Raw genomic sequence first — 23147 nt, 5'->3', positions numbered from 1 at the left:
GCTATTGTGGTAATTGATAATTTGTAATAACTACTTCATCAGATATTTTATTATGTTCAGGCATGGAATATTTAACTTTAATAATACTAATATTAAAATTTTTGTATAAGTTTCTAATAAAGGGAGTATTACTATTAGAAACCATTATTTTAACATTTTTATCATTGAGTTCTGTAGCAAAATCTCGCAGTCTCGTTTGCTCATTTTCATCAAATGGTAATCTGGTATAAAACTTCTCACCTGACTTATGATAAGGAGGATCAAAATAAACAAAATCACCTTTTTGTGGTTCAATGAAAGAAAAATCCATAGCACAAATAGATGTGCCAGATAAAAGCTGACTACACTGTTTTAATCTAAAGGCAATATCAGATTTACTATAATTTCTACCAGAGAAAGTTTGAGCTGGTTTGCCATCAATATTAATTCGGTAAATGCCTTTAAATGAATATCTATTAAGATAGATAAATCTTGCAGTAATCTTCGCTGGGTCATTACTGTCATTATTACTTCTAACTTGATAATAATGTTCTTTGGAGTGTTTTTCTTTATGGGAGTCTAATAGTTTACTAACCTTATCTGGATTCTTCTTAACCGCATTATAGGACGTCACTAGCTCTAGATTAATATCAGATAAAGCCCCACCACCAAGGAATGGTTCATAGTAGTTATTTAGTGTTGATGGAAAAAACTTAATTAATTGATCGGCAATTTTTCTTTTACCACCAACCCATTGTAGGAATGGTTGTGTTTTGTTTGAGTTATTTACTGACATGAAATTATTATTCAAATATTTACACTATAATTATAGTATAAAATAGGCTTAAATGCTAGCAAAATGCTGTACTCGAAGGAATTTCTGATAATTTTTGTAGCATAATTAATGCTGATTTTGATTTATATGTAATGGATAAAGAATTGAGTTAACCAACAATATTAATTTAACAGTGTCTCATTTGTGCAGCTGTTTGCCTAATTGTATAAAAATCTGTCAAAAAGCTCTTAAATCCTCTGTACTTCGCAGAATTGTGGTGATATCTGTCCTTGTTAAGAGCGGCCGTGGTGCAGTTCTGAGTTCAGAGGCTAAGTTAAAAACAACAAAATTTTATCACCTTAACCTCTGAGCTGTTTTCTTAACTTTAACAGCAAGGAAATGTTATGACAATTAATAATCAAAATCAACCAAAAGATAATCATAATATTACTAAAACAAATTGGAATCTTCAATTATCTCCCATATCTGTCACATTAATACCATATCAGCAAGAAGAGAATGTCATTAATTCGACGATCACAAATTATACTGATATAATTAAATATAAATTAGAATTACAAGAAGCAAATAATAAATTGAAAGAATCTGAGTTATTTAAAAGAGATGTAGTTCAAAATATGGTACATGGATTAAAGATTCCATGTAATGGAATTTTTTCATTAGTAACAGCTCTTTATGAAATAGAAGATAATCCTGAGAAAAAGGATTATCTAGCTAGTGTAGTAAATTGTGCTGAAGAATTACTGGATTATTATAACAACATAATTAGTTATCTACAGAATAATTCTGGACTACCTCCTATAGTTTTAAATAAGTTTGATCCAAAACAGTTGGTAAACAAGATTATTGATAAAGCGATGCCAATAGCTCAACGTAAGGGATTAAATTTATCTTGTAATTTTCAGTATGATTTAACAAATGCTATAATTAGTGATACTTATCGAATAGGAGTAATATTAGAGCAGTTAATAGATAACGCTATTAACTTTACTAAAGAAGGTAAAGTTGTGGTAACAGTGAACATGTTTGCTATTAGTCCTGCATTATTAGAATCAGAACAACAAAATAGAGAAATGGTATTCCAATTTATGGTACATGATAGTGGTGTTGGTTTATCTAAAGAAATCAGGCAACATCTTCATGAAAAGATTGATAAATTTGATATTGCTATGCAATATCATGGACTTAGATCAGGATTAAGTTTTGTAAAACGTCTAATTGGTGAGCTAAATGGAGAGATTGAAGTAACAAGTGAACAAGGTAAAAGTACTACTATCGTCTGTAATATACCAATTAAGTTACCTCTTCTTGATGATCTGATTTATGATAAATAATGTTGATACTTATAAGGTTTTGATGATAATACACACACAAATTATCTCTAAAAGTAAAGTTTTGAAAGTACTCTATTAATTAACAAGTATGATTTTCTTGATTATTGCTATGATTCTTACTACACTTAAATAATATTAGGGATAGATAGATGGCAAAAAATCAAGAAAATCATCAAAAAACTATAGCTCCTATTGTAGGAAAGTTAAACTTACTTAAAGGTATAGATATTGAGCTAGACAAAGTAAAAATTACAGATCTATCAAATTGCCGATATAGTAAAAGGCTATTAACTAAAATCATACTTATTAATAAGATTTCTGAGCACAAAGTTGATCTTAATAAAATTAAAAAAGCAATTTATTTTGCTAAAAAATATCATGGCGGACAAAAACGAGAAACAGGAGAGTTGTATTATTCACATCCTTTAGAAGTAGCATATATGGTTTCTGATTATTTATTTAGAACAGATATCATAGTAACCAGCATATTGCACGATTGTATTGAAGATACATTACTTACTAAAGAAATGATTATACAAGAATTTGGCCATAAGATTGCTAATCAAGTTGAAGATTTAACACGAGTTAAAAATGCTAAAAAAATTAGTGCAGCAGAAATAGTTAAAATATTATATCAGCAAAAGAAAAAAGAGTTGCTATTAATTAAATTATGTGACCGATTACATAATATACAAACAGTAGGAGCTAAATCTCCTGAAAAAGGGTGGAAAACGATTTTAGAAACTTTACAGTTCTTCTTCACTATTGCTACTTACCTAAAAATGCCAAAAGTTGCAAGACAATTACACACACATTGTTTTAATATAACTACAAATTACAAAAAATCAAATTTATATAATAACACAGTACCATTTTCTTCTCTTACTGATTATTTTAATAGATTATTATAATGAGTATACCTCTAATAAATGAATAGTTGTCATTGAAGTAAGAAAGTATTATAAAATCAGGATGAGTTATAGGAAATTAATATCAGTAGAAAGAGAAGAATTAAAGCTGTGTCATAGAGGTGAGAGGGATAAGAGAATTTATGATCGAATCAAAGCCGTTCTCATGTATGATGATGGTTATAGTATTGCTGAGATAGCAAAAGTTTTATTACTGAGCAATGAAGGGATAAGAAAACATTTAATAGACTATCATAATGATAAGAAGCTTAAGCCCGAAAATGGGGGTAGTGATATTAAACCTTACTAGAGGATAGGAAGAAGAATTAATAAACCACCTAGAAATGAATAATTATGTTTATGCTAGAGATATAGGTTTATATATAGAAAGGGAATATGGAGTAATTTATACATTAGCTGGGGTAATCAATCTTTTACATAGACTGGGTTTTAGTTATAAAAAACCTAAGTTACTTTCTGGGAAAATAGATTTAGCTAAACAAGAGGAATTTAAGCTACAATATAGTTTGTTAAGAAATAATTTAGCTAGGGACAAGTCTATTTACTTTATGGATAGTGTTCATCCTCAATATCAATCTAGAGCAAGATTTGGTTGGATTAGGAAGAATGTAGCTAAGACTTTACCAAGTTTTAGTGGTTGGAAACGTAAGCATATTATAGGTGCGATTGATCTAAAGAGTCTAAATTTAGTAACAACTGATAATCCTAAAGTTAATAGTGATTATATCATTGAATTTTTAAAGAAATTAGATAGTAGATGTAGCATAATATTTTAACTCTAAAGTTAGATATTTTTAATAATTGCACTTTATCTATCAACTCTTAAATATGTGCTCCTGCGTGCGTAAGGTGAGTAAAAATCTAAACTCACGCTATGTTTTAGAACAAGTGGCTTTAAGTAACAGGATATTTTAAAGATGCTGCATTATTAAAATCTGCCTTATAAAGAATATAAAATACATAAATTTTAAGTAAAATTGGATAATAATGAATCAAATAATGTCTAATCCTAGTAGTTCTACTAACAATAATAGCCAAATATTACAAAAATGGCTTTTATATACATTTAATATTATCAATGTATATGTTGAGGTAGTAAAAGAAAAAGGTTCTTTTCATATTTCAAATATACACTATAAGAGAATAGGTACAGGAAATGATGGGAATCATATTATTCCTATTACCTTTTTTCTATCACTTATTAAACATTTTTTCATTGTTGGAAGCAAAACTTATGATTGCTTTTCAAAAGCACAATGTTTATTAGAGTTTTTTCATAAAATCCCAAATTCTAAAGAGGAATATGAGGTTATAAAAGATGAACTTCAGAACAGAATAGATGAAAATGACAGTGTATGCTGTCAACAGAAAGTCCAAGTATTTTTTAGTAGTATTTTTATACCATATTTATTATATGTCTGGGATACAAGAGTGAGTGCTAAACACTTTGATAGTAAATATGAAGTATCTCAGGAAGCAACTTTAGTAAGAAGTCTTAATGAAAAAGTAAATAATTTAGTATATTCCTTAGATAGTATCAATTTGGAAGAGCAACTATATAACATACGTAATAGCTTATTTAAAGTACTCGACATACCTATTTTTATACAACAAAATACTAAGATAAGCAATATCAAGGATGAAAATGTAATAAACCAATATCTGAAAGAAATACTATTATTTCTTGTACATAATGTCAAAAAAAATCTAAATTCTTCAGCAGGAGATGAATTCAATTCATACATAAAATATTTACAAAATAAAAAACTTGAAATTAAAATAAATGCACGAAAAGTACAAAGCTTACTTAACAGTTTATCTGCACAGAAACAGCACATGGATGATAAATATTACGAAATAATAAATAATTTACAAGCGTTAGGTATCAAGAATACAAAAACATTGAATATAAATAGATTTTATAAAAATAATGAGGAATCACTTAAGTACTTAGTACAAGATTATTTCAATCTAATCTTATATGATGCACGTAAACATTTATCTTTGCTCTTGTTAACTATACAACAACAAACATATGACAAAAATACTATGGATTATTTTTGTACATCAAAACACAAAAATTTTTTAACAATATTTCTCAATAAAAAAGATTTTGCTACTGAGTTTATTCAGTATATTAATAAAGATTATAAAAAAAACCATGGTAAATTTTTAATATATAATAAAAATGCAATTATAAGTATGTTGGATAATGATAATTCGGAATTCAGTTTTCAATTCTCGAATGATGAATCCTTATTAGCTCAACATGAAAATCCAATACATATTTATCAACTTATTGATAAATATTTCTATACTAATAGTGTTAATATTACTACAGAACAGAGAATAAAATTTATAGAGTACATTCTAGAACTAGATGTAGAAAGCAATAGTGTTGTTATTGCGAAATTAGAAGATGCTAAAATTGGTAATATATCTGTAATTCAGTGGTACATTAACACTTGTTTTAATAATCCTACCCTTCCTGAATTCCTCAAAGAAGTAAAAAATATTTTAACCAAATGTAATGAAAGGACATTAAAAAAGATAAATATCAATGAACAAGCACCGTACAAATGGTATTTTAATAATCAACAAGATCAAGAAAATAGAATTGAAGTAACGAATAGTTTATTGCGACATAGCGATAGCTATGTTATAGAATTTTGTCAATATATTTTGACGCTTGATATACCAATTATTAAAGCAAAAGGAGGAAAACTACGTGGTATTGATCCATTTTTTACGTGGTATATCAAGTCAATAAGTGAGCACGTTGCTGATAATACACCCACAGATTTGATAGCGGCAATTAACAACATTTTAATTAAGTGTAATCAAGATATTATTAGAGATTTACTCGACATCAAGATTGATGGTCAAGAATTTTTAGAATGGTATATTAACAATAGAAATATAAATAATAATACTAAATTAGAAGCATTAAAGAGCATTATAGGAAAATGTAATGACACTTTAATAATACAGCTAATTGAGTATATTATTTTTTTCCCTCAAGATGACTATACTTGTTTTAGTACAGAACTAGCAAACATTCAGGTACATAATCAGCAAGCAATTAAGTGGTATTTAGGTAATCATAACGTAACTCATAATGACAAAGTTATAGCAATAAATTCTATTATTCCTGTATTAAATGATAATGATATCTTGACCATTATAAAAGATATTCTAACTGCAGATGATACAGTGAAAAAAGAATTAATAAATATCCAGGTTCATGATCAGCAAGCAATTAAGTGGTACTTAGGTAGTCACAGTGTAACTCCTAATGACAAAGTTACAGCAATAAAAACTATTATCCCTATATTTGAGGATGATAATATCTTAACAATTATAAAATATATTCTAACTGCAGATAGTACAGACCTGAAAAAAGAATTAATACACATTCAGGTACATAATCAGTCGGCAATACAATGGTACTTAGGTACTCACAACAGTGTAACTCATAATGACAAAGTTACAGCAATAAAAACTATTATCCCTATATTTGAGGATGATAATATCTTAACAATTATAAAATATATTCTAACTGCAGATGATACAGTGAAAAAAGAATTAATACACATTCAGGTACATAATCAGTCGGCAATACAATGGTACTTAGGTAGTCACAGTGTAACTCCTAATGACAAAGTTACAGCAATAAAAACTATTATCCCTATATTTGAGGATGATAATATCTTAACAATTATAAAATATATTCTAACTGCAGATAGTACAGACCTGAAAAAAGAATTAATACACATTCAGGTACATAATCAGTCGGCAATACAATGGTACTTAGGTACTCACAACAGTGTAACTCATAATGACAAAGTTACAGCAATAAAAACTATTATCCCTATATTTGAGGATGATAATATCTTAACAATTATAAAATATATTCTAACTGCAGATGATACAAACCTGAAAAAAGAATTAATACACATTCAGGTACATAATCAGTCGGCAATTAAGTGGTACTTAGGTAGTCACAGTGTAACTCCTAATGACAAAGTTACAGCAATAAAAACTATTATCCCTGTATTAAATGATAATGATATCTTGACCATTATAAAAGATATTCTAACTGCAGATAGTACAGACCTGAAAAAAGAATTAATACACATTCAGGTACATAATCAGTCGGCAATACAATGGTACTTAGGTACTCACAACAGTGTAACTCATAATGACAAAGTTACAGCAATAAAAACTATTATCTCTGTATTAAATGATAATGATATCTTAACAATTATAAACGATATTCTAGATGTAGATAATTTAAATCTTATTGATGCTTTAGGAAGAGAAGTCACAATTCATAATCAACTAACAATTAACTGGTACTTAAGTAGTGTCAATCATAGTGAGATGATACAGCATATAGAAAAAATCATATCTGTGTACAATCAAACTAGTGATACTACTCTTTACGAGGTTATTGATTATATTATAACTAACTGTAATCAATTATTGCTTAAAGAATTAGATACTAAAACTACTATTAGTAGATTATCAATATTGCATTGGTATATACAACATATGATAGACCTTACATATAATGATATTATTGATATAAATGATATAGCACGATCACTATATAGTATACTTATGGAGTGCAGCAGAAATACAATACAGGCAATAGAACAATTACATATGGATGATAAATTAATATTTCATTGGTATATGCAACATATAGAAAATCATGGAATAAATCTTAACAATTATGAAAATAATGTAGTAGAGGAATTAATAGATAATGACATTGAAATATCACTAACCCAAATACTTATGAAATGTAGTACAGATACAATACAGTCGATAGAACAACTACGTATAAATGATAATAACATATTCTTTTGGTATGTTAATTATTGTGTAAATTTTAAATGTGATATAATACAATCACTACACCAAATACTTATAAAGTGCAGCACAAATACAGTTCAATTGATAGAAACAGCACATGTAAATAATACACCAGTATTTTTATACTATGTAAAATATATTAGAAAATATGGGGTTAATGACAGTACTAATGATTATGTTGAAGATGATCTTGCTCAATCACTAAATTATATAAATAATAAATGTAGTCAAAATATGGTTCAGCAGATAAGCATGTTACATATGAATAGAGAGCCGATATTTCAGTGGTATAATAATTATGAGCATAATGATATTAGATACAATGGTTTTTACGAGATGGATGGCTTGGATCAAAAATCAATTCACTATAATCTGCAAAATATAAATGGTGCTAAAAGAATACTAAATCAAAGTAAAGTAATAGTTGAATATGTACATGAGTATAATAAATATTTAAGCATTTTAGGTATACAAGATTATAAGAACAATAACCATGCTGTTGTCTTCTTTAAATATGGCGATAGTCTATCAATTATTGATCCTCTTGATTATATATCAAGCTGTAGCAATAGTTTTATAAAACTAAAAAATCAGTTTTTAAGTTTAGGAATTAAAACTATGAATATTATATATTCTGGATTACAACAACCTGATTCTGGGATATGTGCTGATATATCACTAATCTTGATTAAAAATTTTGCCAATAAATTACAAGATGTGCAATCAGCTGATGATGTAATTAAAATTATCACAACTGTAAGAACAGAAATGTATGGTAGAACATCAGAAAAAAATCAAGAAACAATAATAATAAAATCCTTTGATGCTGTTATATCTAAAGTAATAGATGGTTTAACAAGACTCAATAATTATGATGTTGGTATACAAGATAAACAACAACAAAATAACTGTTCTATTAATAATGAATTTGTTTTTACGGTTCAACAAGATAACTTTTTTATAAAACCAACAGAGTTAACAGGAGATATTGTCGAGTAGAAATCATAGCTCTTACCACTTCCTAATTAGTGAAGTTTCATTGCTATGATAGCCCTCACAGAACCCTACAGGTGGTTTTCCCACATAAGGCTCTTCAATATAGCTATTCTGCTTTACAACAATAGTTTTACTATATAGAGAATACATTATTTTAGGCATTGGTAGTGGATTCCACTGTAAATAGTTTCGTAACCATATATAGCTTACTTTCCTACTACCTCTACGGTTTATCCACTTATGTACTATCTGCACAGTTCTATGATAGAATTTAGAGATAGATTGATAATTACCGCTAATTCCAAAATAATTATAATGTCCTGTTAATTTTGATTTCAGTATTGGCCACCAGTCTTTTAAAACTGCTTGAGATCTTATTGCTTTTAACCATTCTTGCGTTTCTTTTAGTTTTCTTGCAAAGCTACTCTTTATAGTCTTATGACCCATTATAAAGTATCCTTGCCTACTTTTCCCGCAATAATGGGTAAAACCCAGAAAGTTAAATGTCTCTAATTTCTCTTTATTTTTACTGGCGAGTTGCCAAGGACGTCTACCAAACTTAACAATCCTTGTTTTCTCTTCTGATATAGCTAATCCAAAACTTTTTAATCTATCATGTAGTAGGCTTAAAAATTCTTCCGCATCCTTCTGACTTTCGCAACACACCACAAAATCATCACAATATCTGATTAGTTCAACATAGCCTTTAGCTTTTGGTTTAACAACTTTCCCAAACCATAAATCTAAAACATAATGTAAATAGATATTTGCAAGAATTGGGCTTGCCACTGAGCCTTGCGATGTACCTTGATCGCTGGTACTAACAACACCATCCTTGATTACTCCTGCTTTTAAAAGCCTTCTTATTAGCCATATAAAATTCTTGTCTAATATTCTCTCTTCTAAACACCTTTGCAACCAGTAATGATTTATGTTATCGTAAAATTTTCTAATATCAACTTCTACAACATAGTTAATTGGCTTTTTCATTACTACTGTATCTAACGCTTTTATTGCTGCATGACAGCTTAAGTTAGGCCTGAATCCATAAGAGCACTCTAGAAAATCTTGTTCATATATTGCTTCTAATAACTTCTTAACTACTAGCTGCACTAATTTATCTTCAACTGTCGGAATGCCAAGCCCTCGCTTTTCTTTACTATTAGCTTTAGGTATTTCTACCCGTCGTACAGCATTGGCTCTATAGCTTTTATCCTTCAGTCTATGTAGCAGATTGTCTATATTCTCTTCAAGATTCTTGCCATATTCTTCAACTGTTACTTCATCTATGCCACAAGCTCTATTTTTCTTTAGCTCCTTGTAACATTCAATAAGATTTTCCTTATTTACATGATGCACTAATGCCGTAAATTTTAGTCTCTTATCTTCCTTAGCTTTCGCAGATATAAGTTTAAGTTTACTTTCCATTCTACTCTCTAACCTCCGTGTATTAGTGAATTAAGCGTACTTAAACTAACGCTATATTGCTGACCACTTCCCCATGTACATGGCTTTCCCATGCTCAAAGTACTATTAGTCAGTCCGACTTCCATTGTATCTTCCTTTAATCCTTGCTCTTGACAACTTGTTTCAAAGTACTCACTTACGTAAGAATACAATGGATCTCCTAGATTTAGATAAATTCCATCTTGTATCGTGTCGTGGCCTGAGACTCCGGTAGAGCAATAGTTGCTTGCCTTATCGCAACTACACATTCTGCTTTCCATGTGATACAACATGTCAACCTCTACAATATTGTACATTTCGGAGCTTATATCCTTCACTTGCGTTACAACCCGATACATCCCGCCTCTCAGCTTCACATAATTCGTTACCTCCTTACATGTGAGATTTGGTTCTACGCTGCTGGCTAAACTTTACGTAGATTGGATTCTCACCAACTGTAATTTATCCACTTCGCCTAGCGCCCGTATCATATACTACTTAAAAAAGTGCCAAGAATAGAGCTATTGCTTATGTTCTCTAAATAATGAGACAACTCTGTAATGAGGTTTTTAGATAATGGTAAAATAGAGATTGATAACAATGTTGCTGAACGAGCATAGTGGTAGGTATGAAAAACTGGCTTTTTTGTTGGATCATATGCTGGTGGAGAAATCACAGCTGTTATATATATAATCATATAATCAAAAGATATAGGATTACTTGGAAAATTTAGGTAAAAAGTATTGAAAATAATTAATAAGCATTAATGAAAAAGATAGAAGGTTATCAAACAAATTTTGAGATATGTATTTATGCTAAGAAGTTATTAGATAAAGTAATATATTTAAATAGTGTAGTAAAAGTACCACCAGTGGGTGTATTGGAGGTAAAGAAAGCTATATACTATGCTAAGAAATATCATGGTAGTCAGATGCGTCAATCAGGAGAACCATTTTATTCACATCCGATAGAAGTAGCATATATGATATCAGATTACTTATTTAGAACAGATATACTAGTAACTAGTATATTGCATGATACTATAGAGGATAGTGTGCCATAGAGAAACAAGAGAATAACAACTACTTGTTCATAAGCTTTATAGAAGATGAAGGAAGGTCCTTCGGAGTCGGTTTACAGGAGCGGGCTTCAAACCACCCAGTGCAGCTATCATAAAGAGTGATAGTTGTGAGCGACTGAGGAAAAATCGAGATAAACTCGGCAGGTATGGATCAGAAAGACGAATAAACCTGAACTACTGTTGACGCGTCGTAAGAGTAGAAGTTTGACATCAAAACTAGAAGCGTGTCCTCCTTCTAGGATAAATTTGCAAGAAACCTGATTTACTGTGCAGGTGGTGTTCGGCGTAGAGGTAGCGTGATTCTGATCTTGGCTTTTATAAGGAACTATGGGAACTAGTCGTCTTGATGTTAAGGGAGAAATATAAAAGGTGGATATCGTGAATATGAGAGTACCGATGCAAGAAACTAGGGCGGAGCAATTCGTAGTAGCGGAGAAGCTTCTGTAATGGAGGTGGAGCGAAGGGATTGCGTTAGGTAGTTATATTTAAAAAGCAACTTGCAAAAGGAGGATATTTTGAGTACAACAAAACCATTTACTATTCCAAAAGAACTAGTAATGAAAGCGTTTAAACTAGTCAAAGCAAATGATGGAGTTGCTGGGGTAGATCAACAATCCATAGAAAGCTTTGAAGAAGACTTAAAGGAAAATCTTTATAAATTATGGAATAGATTATCATCGGGCAGTTACTTTCCACCACCAGTCAAAGTGGTAGCCATACCGAAGAAAGCTGGTGGTGAAAGAATACTAGGGATACCAACAGTATCAGATAGGATAGCTCAGATGGTAGTAAAGTTAGTTTTTGAACCTTTAGTAGAACCATATTTTTATCCAGACTCTTATGGCTACCATACGCATCAAGTTAAGGGATATATCTCATATTCAAGCATTTTAAGTGTAAAATCATTATGTTTTGTTTTACCCTAAATAAGGCATTTATATTTAAATATGTCTTCATAGGTACATATGATGCCTATCATCAAACTATTCATAAACTACTGTAATAAAGGCAGTTTACACCTTAACTTGATGCGTATGCTTATGGCTACAGACCTGAGAAATCAGCTTTGGAAGCAATAGGGGTTACTCGAAACATAAGTGGAACAAAATGCAAAAGCAGAGTAAATAGCTTGAGTATGAGGGTCTGCCTTAGGAAAAAATAATTCATTCAATAAAACTGTCATATGAACATATAGCATCAGATCAAAATATTCTAAAAATGTTCCAATTGATAATAATCCTACAGCTTTTTTTTGTTCTGTTGTTAATGAAGTAAATGTTCCTTCATTATGTTTAATATATTCTATCATTACTTGACTGTTTTAAATACCATATAATGGTATCAGATGATATACAATTTATCTACTCCTTAATTTAAATATTAAAAATTTTATATATGATATTAATATTAAATTATCTTAATTCGTGATTATCAAAAATATTTTTGCCGATTTTAGTCCAGTGATCTTGGATATTAGGATTTTGTATTAATTTTTCTTTTAAAGAAACAAAAGCTCCTAGTAAACTGTTAGTGGGTAAATCATCAAGTTTAGCTTTAACAACTAAGCCACCGATTTCAATTAAACGACGGGTACGAGCTTTTCTCCTAACAAACTAGATCTCAAGAATGCTCTATTTTAATCACACTAAACCCTAGTTTTGCTGCCTGTTTCTGAAAGTTTTTTACTATTGTTTCTTGATATTGTTTTTCATAATTTTCAATTCCCTTTTCTATATAGTCTTGACCATATCTTAGTAAGCGATAAAATATACATGCCAGCTTCCTTGCTGTAGCAGTAATAGCTTTTTGTACACCAGCTCTACTTTTGATCCTTCTGTAAAATCCTGCTAATGCTGATTTTCCTTTACCTAGGTTAAAAGCAGCCATTCTAAAAGCCATACTTGCTTTATTTTCTACCTTCTTTGTTCTAGTATAAAACACTTTACCACCAGTAATTTTGTTAGTAGGACTTAAACCAAGCCAAGATGTAAAATGTTTCTCTGTAACCCATTTGTCTATATCTAATCCCACTTCAGATACTATTGTTTGTACACTTAATTCACTTAATCCTGGAATCGTAGTAAAATCTACTCCTGTTGCATTATATAGTGATTGTTGTAAATTAAACTTTGGAGCATTTTTACTTCTGTATTGTTTTGTACTATTTATTAACTCACCATCACCACGTTTCTCAAACTCTTTGTAATATGCTTCTATTTCTTTGTCACACTCATTGATTTGTTTTAGGTAAAACTCATAAATATCTAATTCTTGCTTTAATACTATAAGATGCTCTTTACGATAATCTCCCTCTAGTGCTTTAATTATAGTTTCTTCATCATTCTTTATACGATGATCTCTAAACGCTGCTAATTTATTTGTATCTCTTTCACCAGCAATAATTGCTTTTATTATACTTATCCCAGTAACGCCCGTTATATCACTAATCACATGATGTAACTGAATATTCATTTCATTAAGGGCTTTCTGCATACGGTTGATATGGGTTACAGCACTTTTTGTTAATCTGTCCCTTTGCCTTGTAAAAGTTCTGAGTACACATATTTGATCTTTTGGGCGGAATGATCCATTTAATAATCCATAGCTATGTAGTTGTTGTAACCATTGGCAATCTTTAATATCTGTCTTACGACTAGGTACATTTTTTACATGTCTGGCATTAACTAATATTACTTCAAAACCACTACTCTCTAAAATCTGAAATATAGGTATCCAATACACTCCTGTTGACTCCAGAGCTATAGTCTTAACACCACATTTTTTTAACCAATTTGCCATTTCTTTTAAATCACTTGTAAAAGCTGCAAACTTGCGAACATTCTTATCATCTCTGTCAGCTGGTACACATACGTAATGTTCTCTAGAACCAATATCTATACACGCTGCATCGGGATTAATTACAGATAGTTTTTGTTTATTATTTTTACTATTTGGCATACAACCTCCTACGTTCACAATCAGACCGAGCTAATTTAAAGTTGGAGTGGTGTTAAAAATTAATCTCCTAAACGAGGTCTCTTATATATTAATAAAACATACAACACCATCAATGATATTACCAACAACTCCAAAATCATGCTTTCTTACGGACTGCTTAAACCGTACCATTAAAAGCCACCGATTATAGCTCTTTAACTAACTCGGCTAACTTAAACTTTAACACAAAATACCTATAATATCCTTATAGTTGATAACTTACCTCTAATAGTTTGTCTATATTATTACATAATGCTTAGCATTTTGTTCTCTGCTTGTTTGTAAAAACAGGGAGAGACGCAATATATAAACCTAAAGGTTTATTTTTGTTTGCTGGTTCATATGTTTGAGATTCAGTGGATGATTTTAAGATTGCATGGTAATGTCAATGATGGATTGAACATTGTTAGAATTAACAAACCATGGCAATACAGTTTGCAAGAATAGAAATAGTTGGCAGAAGTGAAGGTAAAAATGCTTGTCTGAAAGCTGCTTATAATGCAAGGCTGATTATTAAAGATGAGAGAACTAACATTACTTATAATTTTAGCAAAAAAGGCGATAATGTTTACCATGCAGTATTATTACCTAGCCACGTAGATCAGAAATTCAAAAATCCAAGTATCTTGATGAATGAAGTGGAAAGGAGTGAGAAAAGAAAAAATAGTCAATTATTAAAAGATGTAGTTATAGCTCTACCTGATGATAAGGAATTAGATTTAGATGATAGAATAACTATTACCCATAAAATAATCGAAGAGATGGGATGGGTAAGAAATGGACTTGGAGTTCAGGTTGATATTCATCAGCCACATGATGGAGAGAAGAATTGGCATGCCCATCTGCTTGTTACCACCAGAAGATTCACAGAAGACGGTAAAGCTTTAGGAGCTAAGGCAGTAGATTTAAATCCTAAATTTGCCAAAGTTAAGGGCAAAGCATTCATTATCCCCGAAGATAAAATTATTCATGAAAAAGCTAAAGAAGTAATCAATCAATATTTTGCTAAGTTAGGTTTAGAAATCAGAGTAGACCCGATAAGTTTTATGCCACAGCAGCATGTTGGTCCTACTAGAATGAGAAGTATTATCAATGAAATATCTGAGCAAAATAACATATGCAGGCTTGCCCATCTTGAAATTATCAAAGGAGCGGATGGAGTGCTTGATCGCATGATTCGTCATCAAGCTATTTTTACTAAATTGGATATAGAAAAAGCAGTAAAAGAGATTAAAGAAGAAGCAGAAAAGCAAAAACTAATAAGGGAAATATTAAATTCAGATAGGCTGGTAAAACTATATAATGAAGATGGCACTGATACTAAATACTATACTACTCAAGAGATAAGGGATGAAGAATTAAGGATACTAAGAATAGCAGATAAGATCAATAGTCAGATTCATTTTAATAACGTTATTAAGCTTAAAAGTGCTATCGACAACCTAGCTAGTGTTAATGAAGCACAAAGAGCAAGCCTGCATCATATATTAATTAATAGTCAAGGTATTAGAATCCTTCAAGGTAGAGCTGGCAGCGGTAAGTCACAAGTACTTGCGAAAGCTTATAAAATTGCCACCAATCATGGGCAAAATATTATAGGACTCGCTCCTACTCATAAAGCAGCATCAGAACTTAAAAGTAAAGGCTACCAGAAGTGTCATACAGTAAAAGGATTTTTATTTAAATTGTATAATGGTAAAGCTAATCTACCAAGAAATACTACGCTAGTAGTAGATGAAGCAGGAATGGTAGGTAATAGTGATTATTTAGAATTACTAAAAGTAGCAAGGAGTAACAATTGTAATCTAATACTGGCTGGAGATGAGAGACAACTAACTTCCGTTGAGCGAGGAGGAATGTTTACAGTATTGGCTAGTAAATTTGGCTCATATGAATTAAGTAACATTAGAAGACAAAGCAAGGCATGGGCAAGAGAAATGGCTTCATGCTTTGCAAAATCAGATATTGCCGGTGGTTTGCGTTTACTTGCACAGCATAAATGTTTAAAGATTGATCATACGCTAGAAGAATCAATGGCAAGATTAATTAACGATTGGAGTAACAGCAAATTTGCTCTAAATGAGCGTTTAATAATTACCATGCGTAATGCTGAAGTAGATAGTATTAATCAAGGGATCAGGGAGTTACTAAAAGCTAAAGGCTTGCTTACTGGTCAAGAATATAGATGCTATCTACCAGCTCAGCAGTATGAAGATTATATGGCAGGAGATCGTATTTTGTTTAAAACAACTATTAAAGATTTACAAATAGAAAATGGGGAATTTGCAACGATAACTTCAGTAAGCAACGATAAGTTTGTTACTAAAACAGATAGCGGGAAAGAAATAGAATTTAATCCTCAAGATGTAAGCTTTAAACATGGCTATGCTTCTACAGTGTATAAAGCACAAGGAGCCTCAATTAAAGATGTCTATGTATTACATAATCTAGCAGGAAATAGCAGAAATTCTTATGTAGCCATGACTAGACATATAGAAGAGGTAAAACTCTATTATAATAGGGAGGCTACCAGGAATATGGCCAGTTTAATATCGCAACTTAGTAAAATAGATAATAGGCTATCTAGCATTAATTTTAAAACTTTAGAAGAATTAGTAGCGATTCAAGATCAAAAAAATAAGAGTCCTAATATTATAGATAAAGTAGGTAATTGGTTTAAAGGGGTAGTAGAAGATATTAAGGATAGATTACACAGTAATGATAACTATTACCACTTAAGAGTGAGATCAAGATCATCTGCTAAAGTAGCAGAAATCCTAAGAAGCACTAGCACAAATTTTGCCACAAGCCATAAAGCCCAAGAAGAGCAAAAAAGCTCTTCTTATAACCTTACGAATTGTAATAAACAAGATACAACAATCAGTGTTAAGTTACAAGAGGATATTATGGCAAAGAATAAAATAGATTATAATTCTATTAATAAACAAAAAGCAGTAGAATTAAAGCAACTATTATCATTTAAAGCGGAAGAAATAGGTAGAAATTTGCTAGGCAGTCCAAACAAGCATTTATCAAATAGTCAAGTGTTACGCTGGGAGAAAGATGGCAAAATAGTGATGAGGATAGGTGGCAGTAAAGCTGGCAGATGGTATGATTTTAGTAAAGGAGAGGGAGGAGATTTATTTACCTTAGTACAAAGAGAAAAAAATTGTGATTTTGTAGAAGCTAAGAAATATTTACAAGATATGGTTGGTGTGTCAAACAATAGCAAGTTATTAGAAGATAAGATAAAAGAGCAATTTGACCAAAAAGTTAAGAATCAAGATCAACAAGCGAAATATGCTGAAATATCTAAGATAAAGAGAGCTGAAGAATTATATGAAAAATCAGATTCTATAATCTATATGACGCCAAATAATATAGCAAAAAAATATTTATTAGAACATCGTGGAATTAAAAAAATATTAACAGGATATCAACTAAATAATGATCTTAGAACCAATATGATGTGGGACAGTAATAGCAAACAATATTATCCTGCATTAATTGCTTTTGCTAGAAATAAAGATGGTAATATTACCGGTGGACAATCAATTTATTTAAACAAAGACACAAATAATAAAGCTGATATTGAGGTTAATAAACGTTCATTTGGTAGAATCAGAGGTTCTTTTGTTGAGATTAATAAAAATAACGAACAGCAGAACGTACAAAGCAGGAATGTACAAAGCAGTACAGATGGCAATAATTCAGTTAGTAATATAACGATTATAGCAGAAGGGGTAGAAACGGCTTTAAGCATTGCAGAAGCTGGTATTAAAGGCAAAATTCTTTGTAGTTTAGGTGTAAGTAACATTAGGAACTATGAGCCTATCAAAGGTGAGAGAATAATAATTGCTGCTGATAATGATGGTCAAGAAGCAGTATCGGTTCACACTGTAATGAAAGCTCAGGAAGAATTAATTAGCAAAGGAGCTGTAGTATCAATAATACGACCACCAGAAAAAGGCGATTTTAACGATATGTTAAAATCCCAAGGAGCAGAATCTATAAACAAGCTTATAGAGCCTGAAATAGCAAAATTAACAGTAGCTAGTAAAATAACTAAACAGTCATCCTTAAAAGCAAGTGATGATAGCAAATCACAATTTCAGTCTATAGAATTACTATTGTCAAAAATGGTAAATAACGATAATAACGAACTAAATAATTTGCAACAACAGCAAATAAAAGCTTTAGCACAGTTTGGCACAGCAGAAAATATCGATACTGCTTTACAAATCTACAGAGAAAAAGGTATAGATTCTTGTACTGCTTATAGTAACAAGATTTGCATAGCAGCAATAGAGCAGAAGATACAGAAAGATTTACAAATTATGCAGAATAAATTTGATCCTAATTATAATCTTGGTGATAAAAAATTTTGTGATATAGTAGTACATGATTTTCAAGGCAAAAGCCATCTCGTCCCTGAAGATTACTTAAATGCCATAGGAAGAGATAAACAAATAATGCAATATATAAGTCCAAGCTCAGAAATAGCTAAAGAAATAAGAAGTGCGGTAAAGCAAGTATCTGAGATCAAGCTAAATCAAGGAATAAGAGTTTAGAGTGTAGTGTAATAATATTTTATCAAGTTAAAAAATATAAATATATGAGTGAACAAGGAAACCTGCTGGGTGATCCAGATCAGGATAAGAAGAAAGCTAAGCATGATAAGATATTTCGTAAGGCACTGGAGAATCCTCTAGTTGCTAATGAGTTCTTTAATGCACATTTGCCCCCAAATATTAAAAGTTTAATAGATTTTCCTAGTTTAGCAATGGAAAATACCACTTTTGTAGAAAGCTCTTTAAAAGATTCTATCTCTGATGTTTTATTCTCATGCAAATTTGATAAACAAGATGGATATTTATTTTTGCTTGTCGAACATCAATCAAAAGCAGATCATTTTATGGCTTTTAGGCTATTTAAATATATGATTAATATTTGTGAGCGATATTTAATACAAAATCCTAAATCTAAAACTTTACCGTTGGTATACCCGATGATATTCTACAATAGTCAGGAGAAATACAATGTTGCAAGGAATTTGTGGGATTTATTTGCCAATAACAAATTAGCAAGAGAATTATGGATTAATGATTACCAATTAGTGAATGTCCATGAAATACCAGATGAAGAGTTTAAACAAAGGATATGGTCAGGGATATTAGAATTTTTTCTCAAGCATATACATGAGAGAGAGTTGTTAAAAAGATGGCAAGAAATATCAGATATATTACCGGAATTAACCAAAATAACGATAGGCTATGATTATCTAGAAATGATACTATATTATACTTTGACAAAGATAGAGCAAGCTGATAAAATAAAGCTAGAGAATTTATTATCAACAAAGTTGAATACGGAAATAGGAACAAGGCTTATAAGAAGTTTAGCAGAGCATTGGCAACAAGAAGGAAAAGAGTTAGGTATTCTTGAAGGCTTACAAGTTGGTGAAACTAAAGGTATCCAAATTGGAAAAGCTGAAGGAAAAGCTGAGGAAGGAGTTGAAATAGCAAAAAAACTATTATCCCAAGGTTGTAATATTGCTTTAATTTCTAGTGTAACCGGTCTTGATGAAGCTTTTATTAGTTCTTTAGAGTAAACATATTTCTTGTAAAATTTACTCTGCTGTTTGAAAAATCATTTATAAAAATTCTGAAATAACAAAAAAGTTTTTTATACACAGCTTACCTCTAAAACTCGTAATACTAAATTAGCGATTTAAAGGGGCATTATAATAGAATATTTCTTTATAAGGTTCCCCCCCTCCATCAAACAATTGAAATCTTTTAAAAATACCATTAAAATGGTTTTATATTTTTAGATTTAAATCAAGTTTGTAAATTCATTTTAAGTTTAGTAATAGGGAAATTACCCGCAAGTTTTACATAACAGGTAAGATCTTCTAGATTCATAATTTCAGAAGGCATTACTAATAATTTTCTTTTCTCTAAGCTGTGCATATTTACTCCATCACGCATGGAGTTAGCACCATAAGAGAGATTCTCTTGAGTTTCAATAATTTCTTGCTCACCAAGCATTAAAGCTGATTTATGTGCTGTTTGTTGATCACTTACTCGAAAAATAAACTTGCTGCCAAATAGATCAAGCATTGAAGCTGCTCCTGCATGACCATATATTTCCTCTAATTGATGAATATTTTGCATACCTGCAACAACGCAGCCACCATATTTCCTACTCTCAGCTAAAGCTATAGGGAGTGAAGATATCTTGTGTAAAGCTGGCAGCTCATCAATCACAAACCACATATTACTATGAGTATTATTGATATTTCTATTCATTAATGCTTTTATCGCTATGCTAATCCATGCAGCAATAAGTGGTCGAAGCATTACTCTTTGATTAGGAGTACTAGTTATAAATAACCAACCTTTGTCCGCAGTAAACCACTTTCTAATACTAAAACTACCATCAGGCTTTAAATGTTGCAGAGCTTCAATATTTTTACTAACAGTTGCTTGAATACCTGAAGATGTCTCAGGGGCACTACTGCTAATTATACCGGCTACTGCACTATTTTTAAAGACCCTAACAAATTCCTTATTATTTGCATAAAGAATAGTATTTATTAGCTTTTTGATGTCTTTACTATCCTGATATAATCTTAATCCTTCAGCCAGTACCAACTCAGCACTTTTAGCAAAAAAATCATCTAATTTTGGATTATAATTACTAAAGTTACTTGCCATATCATTATAATCCCAAATTTCATGACAATCATTCCATGGTAACCATGCTGAACTATTCTCTTGTAAGGGATTAAGTATCTTATCACATTTGGAATCAAAAAATCGATCAGTAAAGCTACCTGTTAAATCAACAATAATTGCTCTACCTCGCTCTTTTCTAATCTGAGGTAATAGCTCATTTAACATATTAGTTTTACCGCTACCTGTAGTACCGGTAATAAGAATATGTCTCCTTTCACTATTTTTAACTAATGGTAATCCAGAAAAGCAAATATTAGCAGCTTGCTTGTTTTTATAAAGCATTTTTGCTAAAATACCTGCTTTGACAAAATCTGCTCCTCTGATCTTATCTTGAATAACAGCTTTTTTACCTCGATACATAAAAAAGATTATAGCAGTAAATATTCCAACAGTAAAAGTAATGATACCTTCTTGCCAAGCTGAATGCAATAAAAATTGCCCAAATTGATTGATATTATGCGAATGTGGTGTAATATGCCAGAATTTATGCACAAATTCTTCAGCATTACGGTAAACCCAAGCTTTTTGTTCTAAATAATAGAATTTAATGCCTATTTGGCTTATAGGGTAAAAATGCTCTCCTATGGCAAGTTTTAATTGTACGTATCTCTCTATAATAAAATAATATAAGCTTACTAAGGATAATTTCTGATATATACGCCACATTAACCAAACTACAGTAAATACTAACCCAATAGTTAAAGCATTGATACTTCCTTGACTAAACATTCGTAGCTGATGAGCAAAAATTTGTGAACCACGAGTAAAATTATTTTGATTTTGTGGTTGCATAGAATTACAAATTATCTTGCATTATCTTTAATTTTTCTTCAAACTCATTAGCCATAAGATCATTACCTAATTTCCTTAGACCTTTAATTGCTCTTTCATATTCCTCTATAAGATTAGACCTATATTTAAGAGCCAAGTTAAAGTTCTTTGTAGCTTCTTTGTGTTTACCTAAATTAACTAAAACAATACCTTTTTCAAAATAACTTTCAGAATAATCATCTTGATGCTTAATAGCTAAATCATAGCTCTTAATTGCATCTTTATATTTTCCTAATTTTCTTAAAGATGTACCTTTGTTACAATATACCGCTGCATAATTTGGTTTGTGATTAATGGCTAAATCATAATTTTTAATTGCCTCTTGGTGCTTACCTAATATACTCAATGTATAGCCTTTCAAATTGTATGTTGCTTCATCATCAAGCTTATATTTGATAGCCAAGTCAAAATTTTTAATTGCTTCCTCATATTTCCCTAAATGCATTAAAGATGTTGCTTTATTATAATAGGCGTATGCATAATCAGGTTTATATTGAATTGCTAAGTTACAATTTTCAATTGCTTCTTGATATTGACCTAAGTTTATTAAAGCAATTCCTTTATTATAATAAGCTTCCGGGTATTTTATGTCATATTTAAGTGCAAGATTATACTGTTCTATTGCTTCTGGATATTTTCTTAAGTCATTTAATACACTACCTTTATTATTATATGCTGATGCAAAATTTGGTTTATATTTTATAGCTATGTTATAAAATACAATCGCTTCTTGGTATTTACCTAATTTTTTATATGATACTCCTTTATTATTATATGCTTCCGCAAAATCATACTCATATTTAATAGCTAAATCATAATTTTTAATTGCTTCCTCATATTTTCCTAAATTAGCTAAAACCATTCCTTTATAGTTATAAGCATCGGCATAATTAGGTTTATATTCAATTGCGAGGTTTAAATTTTTTATTGCTTCCTCATACTTACCTAATTTATATAATGACTTACCAATATTAAAATATTCTTCAATTAAAATATTTGGATCTTGAATCTTGTTTTGTAGATCTATTGGTTGTGGTTTGTCATTAACAATACTAGTGGTATTTTCTGCAAAAGCACTGCTAAAAAATATTAATGGTAAGATGAATATGAATGCTAATTTTTTGATATTTTTCATAA

15 protein-coding genes and 2 pseudogenes are annotated in these 23147 nt (G+C 30.5%); 10 read left to right on the top strand and 7 right to left on the bottom strand.

All coding sequences use genetic code 11. The features are described 5' to 3' along the window. Position 1: 1 nt before the first annotated feature. Entirely contained in the window at positions 2-775 is a 774-nt protein-coding gene (locus tag AAHF54_RS02240) for a Dam family site-specific DNA-(adenine-N6)-methyltransferase (protein ID WP_342170140.1), read from the bottom strand. 383 nt (positions 776-1158) lie between these two features. On the opposite strand from AAHF54_RS02240, the gene AAHF54_RS02235 reads away from it, so the two are divergent. The 5 genes from AAHF54_RS02235 to AAHF54_RS02215 all read left to right on the top strand — a co-directional run bounded on the left by AAHF54_RS02235 (position 1159) and on the right by AAHF54_RS02215 (position 8918). Next, entirely contained in the window at positions 1159-2109 is a 951-nt protein-coding gene (locus AAHF54_RS02235) for a HAMP domain-containing sensor histidine kinase (RefSeq protein WP_342170139.1), read from the top strand. Between the two features lie 149 nt (positions 2110-2258). Then, entirely contained in the window at positions 2259-3020 is a 762-nt protein-coding gene (locus AAHF54_RS02230) for an HD domain-containing protein (protein WP_341788968.1), read from the top strand. A 61-nt stretch (positions 3021-3081) separates the two neighbouring features. Further along, positions 3082-3327, top strand: a complete 246-nt coding sequence (locus AAHF54_RS02225; protein ID WP_341788967.1) for a helix-turn-helix domain-containing protein — start codon at positions 3082-3084, stop codon at positions 3325-3327. A gap of 34 nt (positions 3328-3361) precedes the next feature. Then, entirely contained in the window at positions 3362-3814 is a 453-nt protein-coding gene (locus AAHF54_RS02220) for a winged helix-turn-helix domain-containing protein (RefSeq protein ID WP_342170138.1), read from the top strand. Between the two features lie 211 nt (positions 3815-4025). Beyond that, positions 4026-8918 carry a hypothetical protein gene (locus AAHF54_RS02215; protein ID WP_342170136.1) on the top strand — a complete coding sequence of 1631 codons (4893 nt, stop codon included), beginning with the start codon at positions 4026-4028 and terminating at the stop codon, positions 8916-8918. A gap of 12 nt (positions 8919-8930) precedes the next feature. Here AAHF54_RS02215 and ltrA read toward each other — a convergent pair whose 3' ends face one another. Further along, positions 8931-10343 carry a group II intron reverse transcriptase/maturase gene (ltrA, locus tag AAHF54_RS02210; RefSeq protein WP_341788963.1) on the bottom strand — a complete coding sequence of 471 codons (1413 nt, stop codon included), beginning with the start codon at positions 10341-10343 and terminating at the stop codon, positions 8931-8933. 578 nt (positions 10344-10921) lie between these two features. Between ltrA and AAHF54_RS07455 the strand changes: the two genes are divergently transcribed. From AAHF54_RS07455 to AAHF54_RS02200, 3 genes and pseudogenes are all read left to right on the top strand, one after another. Continuing rightward, complete coding sequence (locus AAHF54_RS07455) at positions 10922-10981, top strand: hypothetical protein (protein ID WP_134820363.1); 60 nt, start codon at positions 10922-10924, stop codon at positions 10979-10981. A 146-nt stretch (positions 10982-11127) separates the two neighbouring features. Continuing rightward, positions 11128-11415 (top strand): annotated as a pseudogene (locus AAHF54_RS02205) (bifunctional (p)ppGpp synthetase/guanosine-3',5'-bis(diphosphate) 3'-pyrophosphohydrolase); the annotation flags it as partial. A gap of 542 nt (positions 11416-11957) precedes the next feature. Beyond that, entirely contained in the window at positions 11958-12368 is a 411-nt protein-coding gene (locus AAHF54_RS02200; RefSeq protein WP_341788962.1) for a hypothetical protein, read from the top strand. Positions 12369-12532: 164 nt separating this feature from the next. Here the strand turns inward: AAHF54_RS02200 and AAHF54_RS02195 are convergent. The 3 genes and pseudogenes from AAHF54_RS02195 to AAHF54_RS02185 form a co-directional block, all read right to left on the bottom strand. Next, positions 12533-12751 (bottom strand): annotated as a pseudogene (locus AAHF54_RS02195) (MFS transporter); the annotation flags it as partial. Positions 12752-12854: 103 nt separating this feature from the next. Beyond that, complete coding sequence (locus tag AAHF54_RS02190) at positions 12855-13022, bottom strand: conjugal transfer protein TraD (protein WP_410526175.1); 168 nt, start codon at positions 13020-13022, stop codon at positions 12855-12857. A gap of 40 nt (positions 13023-13062) precedes the next feature. Continuing rightward, complete coding sequence (locus AAHF54_RS02185; protein ID WP_342170135.1) at positions 13063-14400, bottom strand: IS110 family transposase; 1338 nt, start codon at positions 14398-14400, stop codon at positions 13063-13065. A gap of 461 nt (positions 14401-14861) precedes the next feature. Between AAHF54_RS02185 and AAHF54_RS02180 the strand changes: the two genes are divergently transcribed. Together AAHF54_RS02180 and AAHF54_RS02175 are read left to right on the top strand one after the other, a co-directional pair. Then, positions 14862-19010 carry an AAA family ATPase gene (locus tag AAHF54_RS02180; RefSeq protein ID WP_342170134.1) on the top strand — a complete coding sequence of 1383 codons (4149 nt, stop codon included), beginning with the start codon at positions 14862-14864 and terminating at the stop codon, positions 19008-19010. Positions 19011-19054: 44 nt separating this feature from the next. Then, the gene (locus AAHF54_RS02175; RefSeq protein WP_341788959.1) at positions 19055-20050 is read left to right on the top strand and encodes an Rpn family recombination-promoting nuclease/putative transposase; all 996 of its coding nucleotides are present in this window, start codon (positions 19055-19057) and stop codon (positions 20048-20050) included. A 229-nt stretch (positions 20051-20279) separates the two neighbouring features. Here AAHF54_RS02175 and AAHF54_RS02170 read toward each other — a convergent pair whose 3' ends face one another. Together AAHF54_RS02170 and AAHF54_RS02165 are read right to left on the bottom strand one after the other, a co-directional pair. Beyond that, positions 20280-21971, bottom strand: coding sequence for a type IV secretion system DNA-binding domain-containing protein (locus AAHF54_RS02170; protein ID WP_341788958.1), 1692 nt, complete (start codon positions 21969-21971; stop codon positions 20280-20282). A 4-nt stretch (positions 21972-21975) separates the two neighbouring features. After that, complete coding sequence (locus AAHF54_RS02165; protein ID WP_341788957.1) at positions 21976-23145, bottom strand: tetratricopeptide repeat protein; 1170 nt, start codon at positions 23143-23145, stop codon at positions 21976-21978. Positions 23146-23147: the final 2 nt, after the last annotated feature.

It is taken from the genome of Rickettsia endosymbiont of Seladonia tumulorum (assembly GCF_964030815.1).
GTDB lineage: Bacteria > Pseudomonadota > Alphaproteobacteria > Rickettsiales > Rickettsiaceae > Rickettsia.
Note: the sequence above shows the minus strand (reverse complement) of the source record. Positions and strands in the feature narration are given on the sequence as shown.

Bases quoted from the DNA above. Each gene is read 5' to 3' on its own strand.
- AAHF54_RS02240 (WP_342170140.1), bottom strand. From the start codon at position 775: ATGTCAGTAAATAACTCAAACAAAACACAACCATTCCTACAATGGGTT.
- AAHF54_RS02235 (WP_342170139.1), top strand. From the start codon at position 1,159: ATGACAATTAATAATCAAAATCAACCAAAAGATAATCATAATATTACT.
- AAHF54_RS02230 (WP_341788968.1), top strand. From the start codon at position 2,259: ATGGCAAAAAATCAAGAAAATCATCAAAAAACTATAGCTCCTATTGTA.
- AAHF54_RS02225 (WP_341788967.1), top strand. From the start codon at position 3,082: ATGAGTTATAGGAAATTAATATCAGTAGAAAGAGAAGAATTAAAGCTG.
- AAHF54_RS02220 (WP_342170138.1), top strand. From the start codon at position 3,362: ATGAATAATTATGTTTATGCTAGAGATATAGGTTTATATATAGAAAGG.
- AAHF54_RS02215 (WP_342170136.1), top strand. From the start codon at position 4,026: ATGAATCAAATAATGTCTAATCCTAGTAGTTCTACTAACAATAATAGC.
- ltrA (WP_341788963.1), bottom strand. From the start codon at position 10,343: ATGGAAAGTAAACTTAAACTTATATCTGCGAAAGCTAAGGAAGATAAG.
- AAHF54_RS02185 (WP_342170135.1), bottom strand. From the start codon at position 14,400: ATGCCAAATAGTAAAAATAATAAACAAAAACTATCTGTAATTAATCCC.
- AAHF54_RS02180 (WP_342170134.1), top strand. From the start codon at position 14,862: ATGGCAATACAGTTTGCAAGAATAGAAATAGTTGGCAGAAGTGAAGGT.
- AAHF54_RS02175 (WP_341788959.1), top strand. From the start codon at position 19,055: ATGAGTGAACAAGGAAACCTGCTGGGTGATCCAGATCAGGATAAGAAG.
- AAHF54_RS02170 (WP_341788958.1), bottom strand. From the start codon at position 21,971: ATGCAACCACAAAATCAAAATAATTTTACTCGTGGTTCACAAATTTTT.
- AAHF54_RS02165 (WP_341788957.1), bottom strand. From the start codon at position 23,145: ATGAAAAATATCAAAAAATTAGCATTCATATTCATCTTACCATTAATA.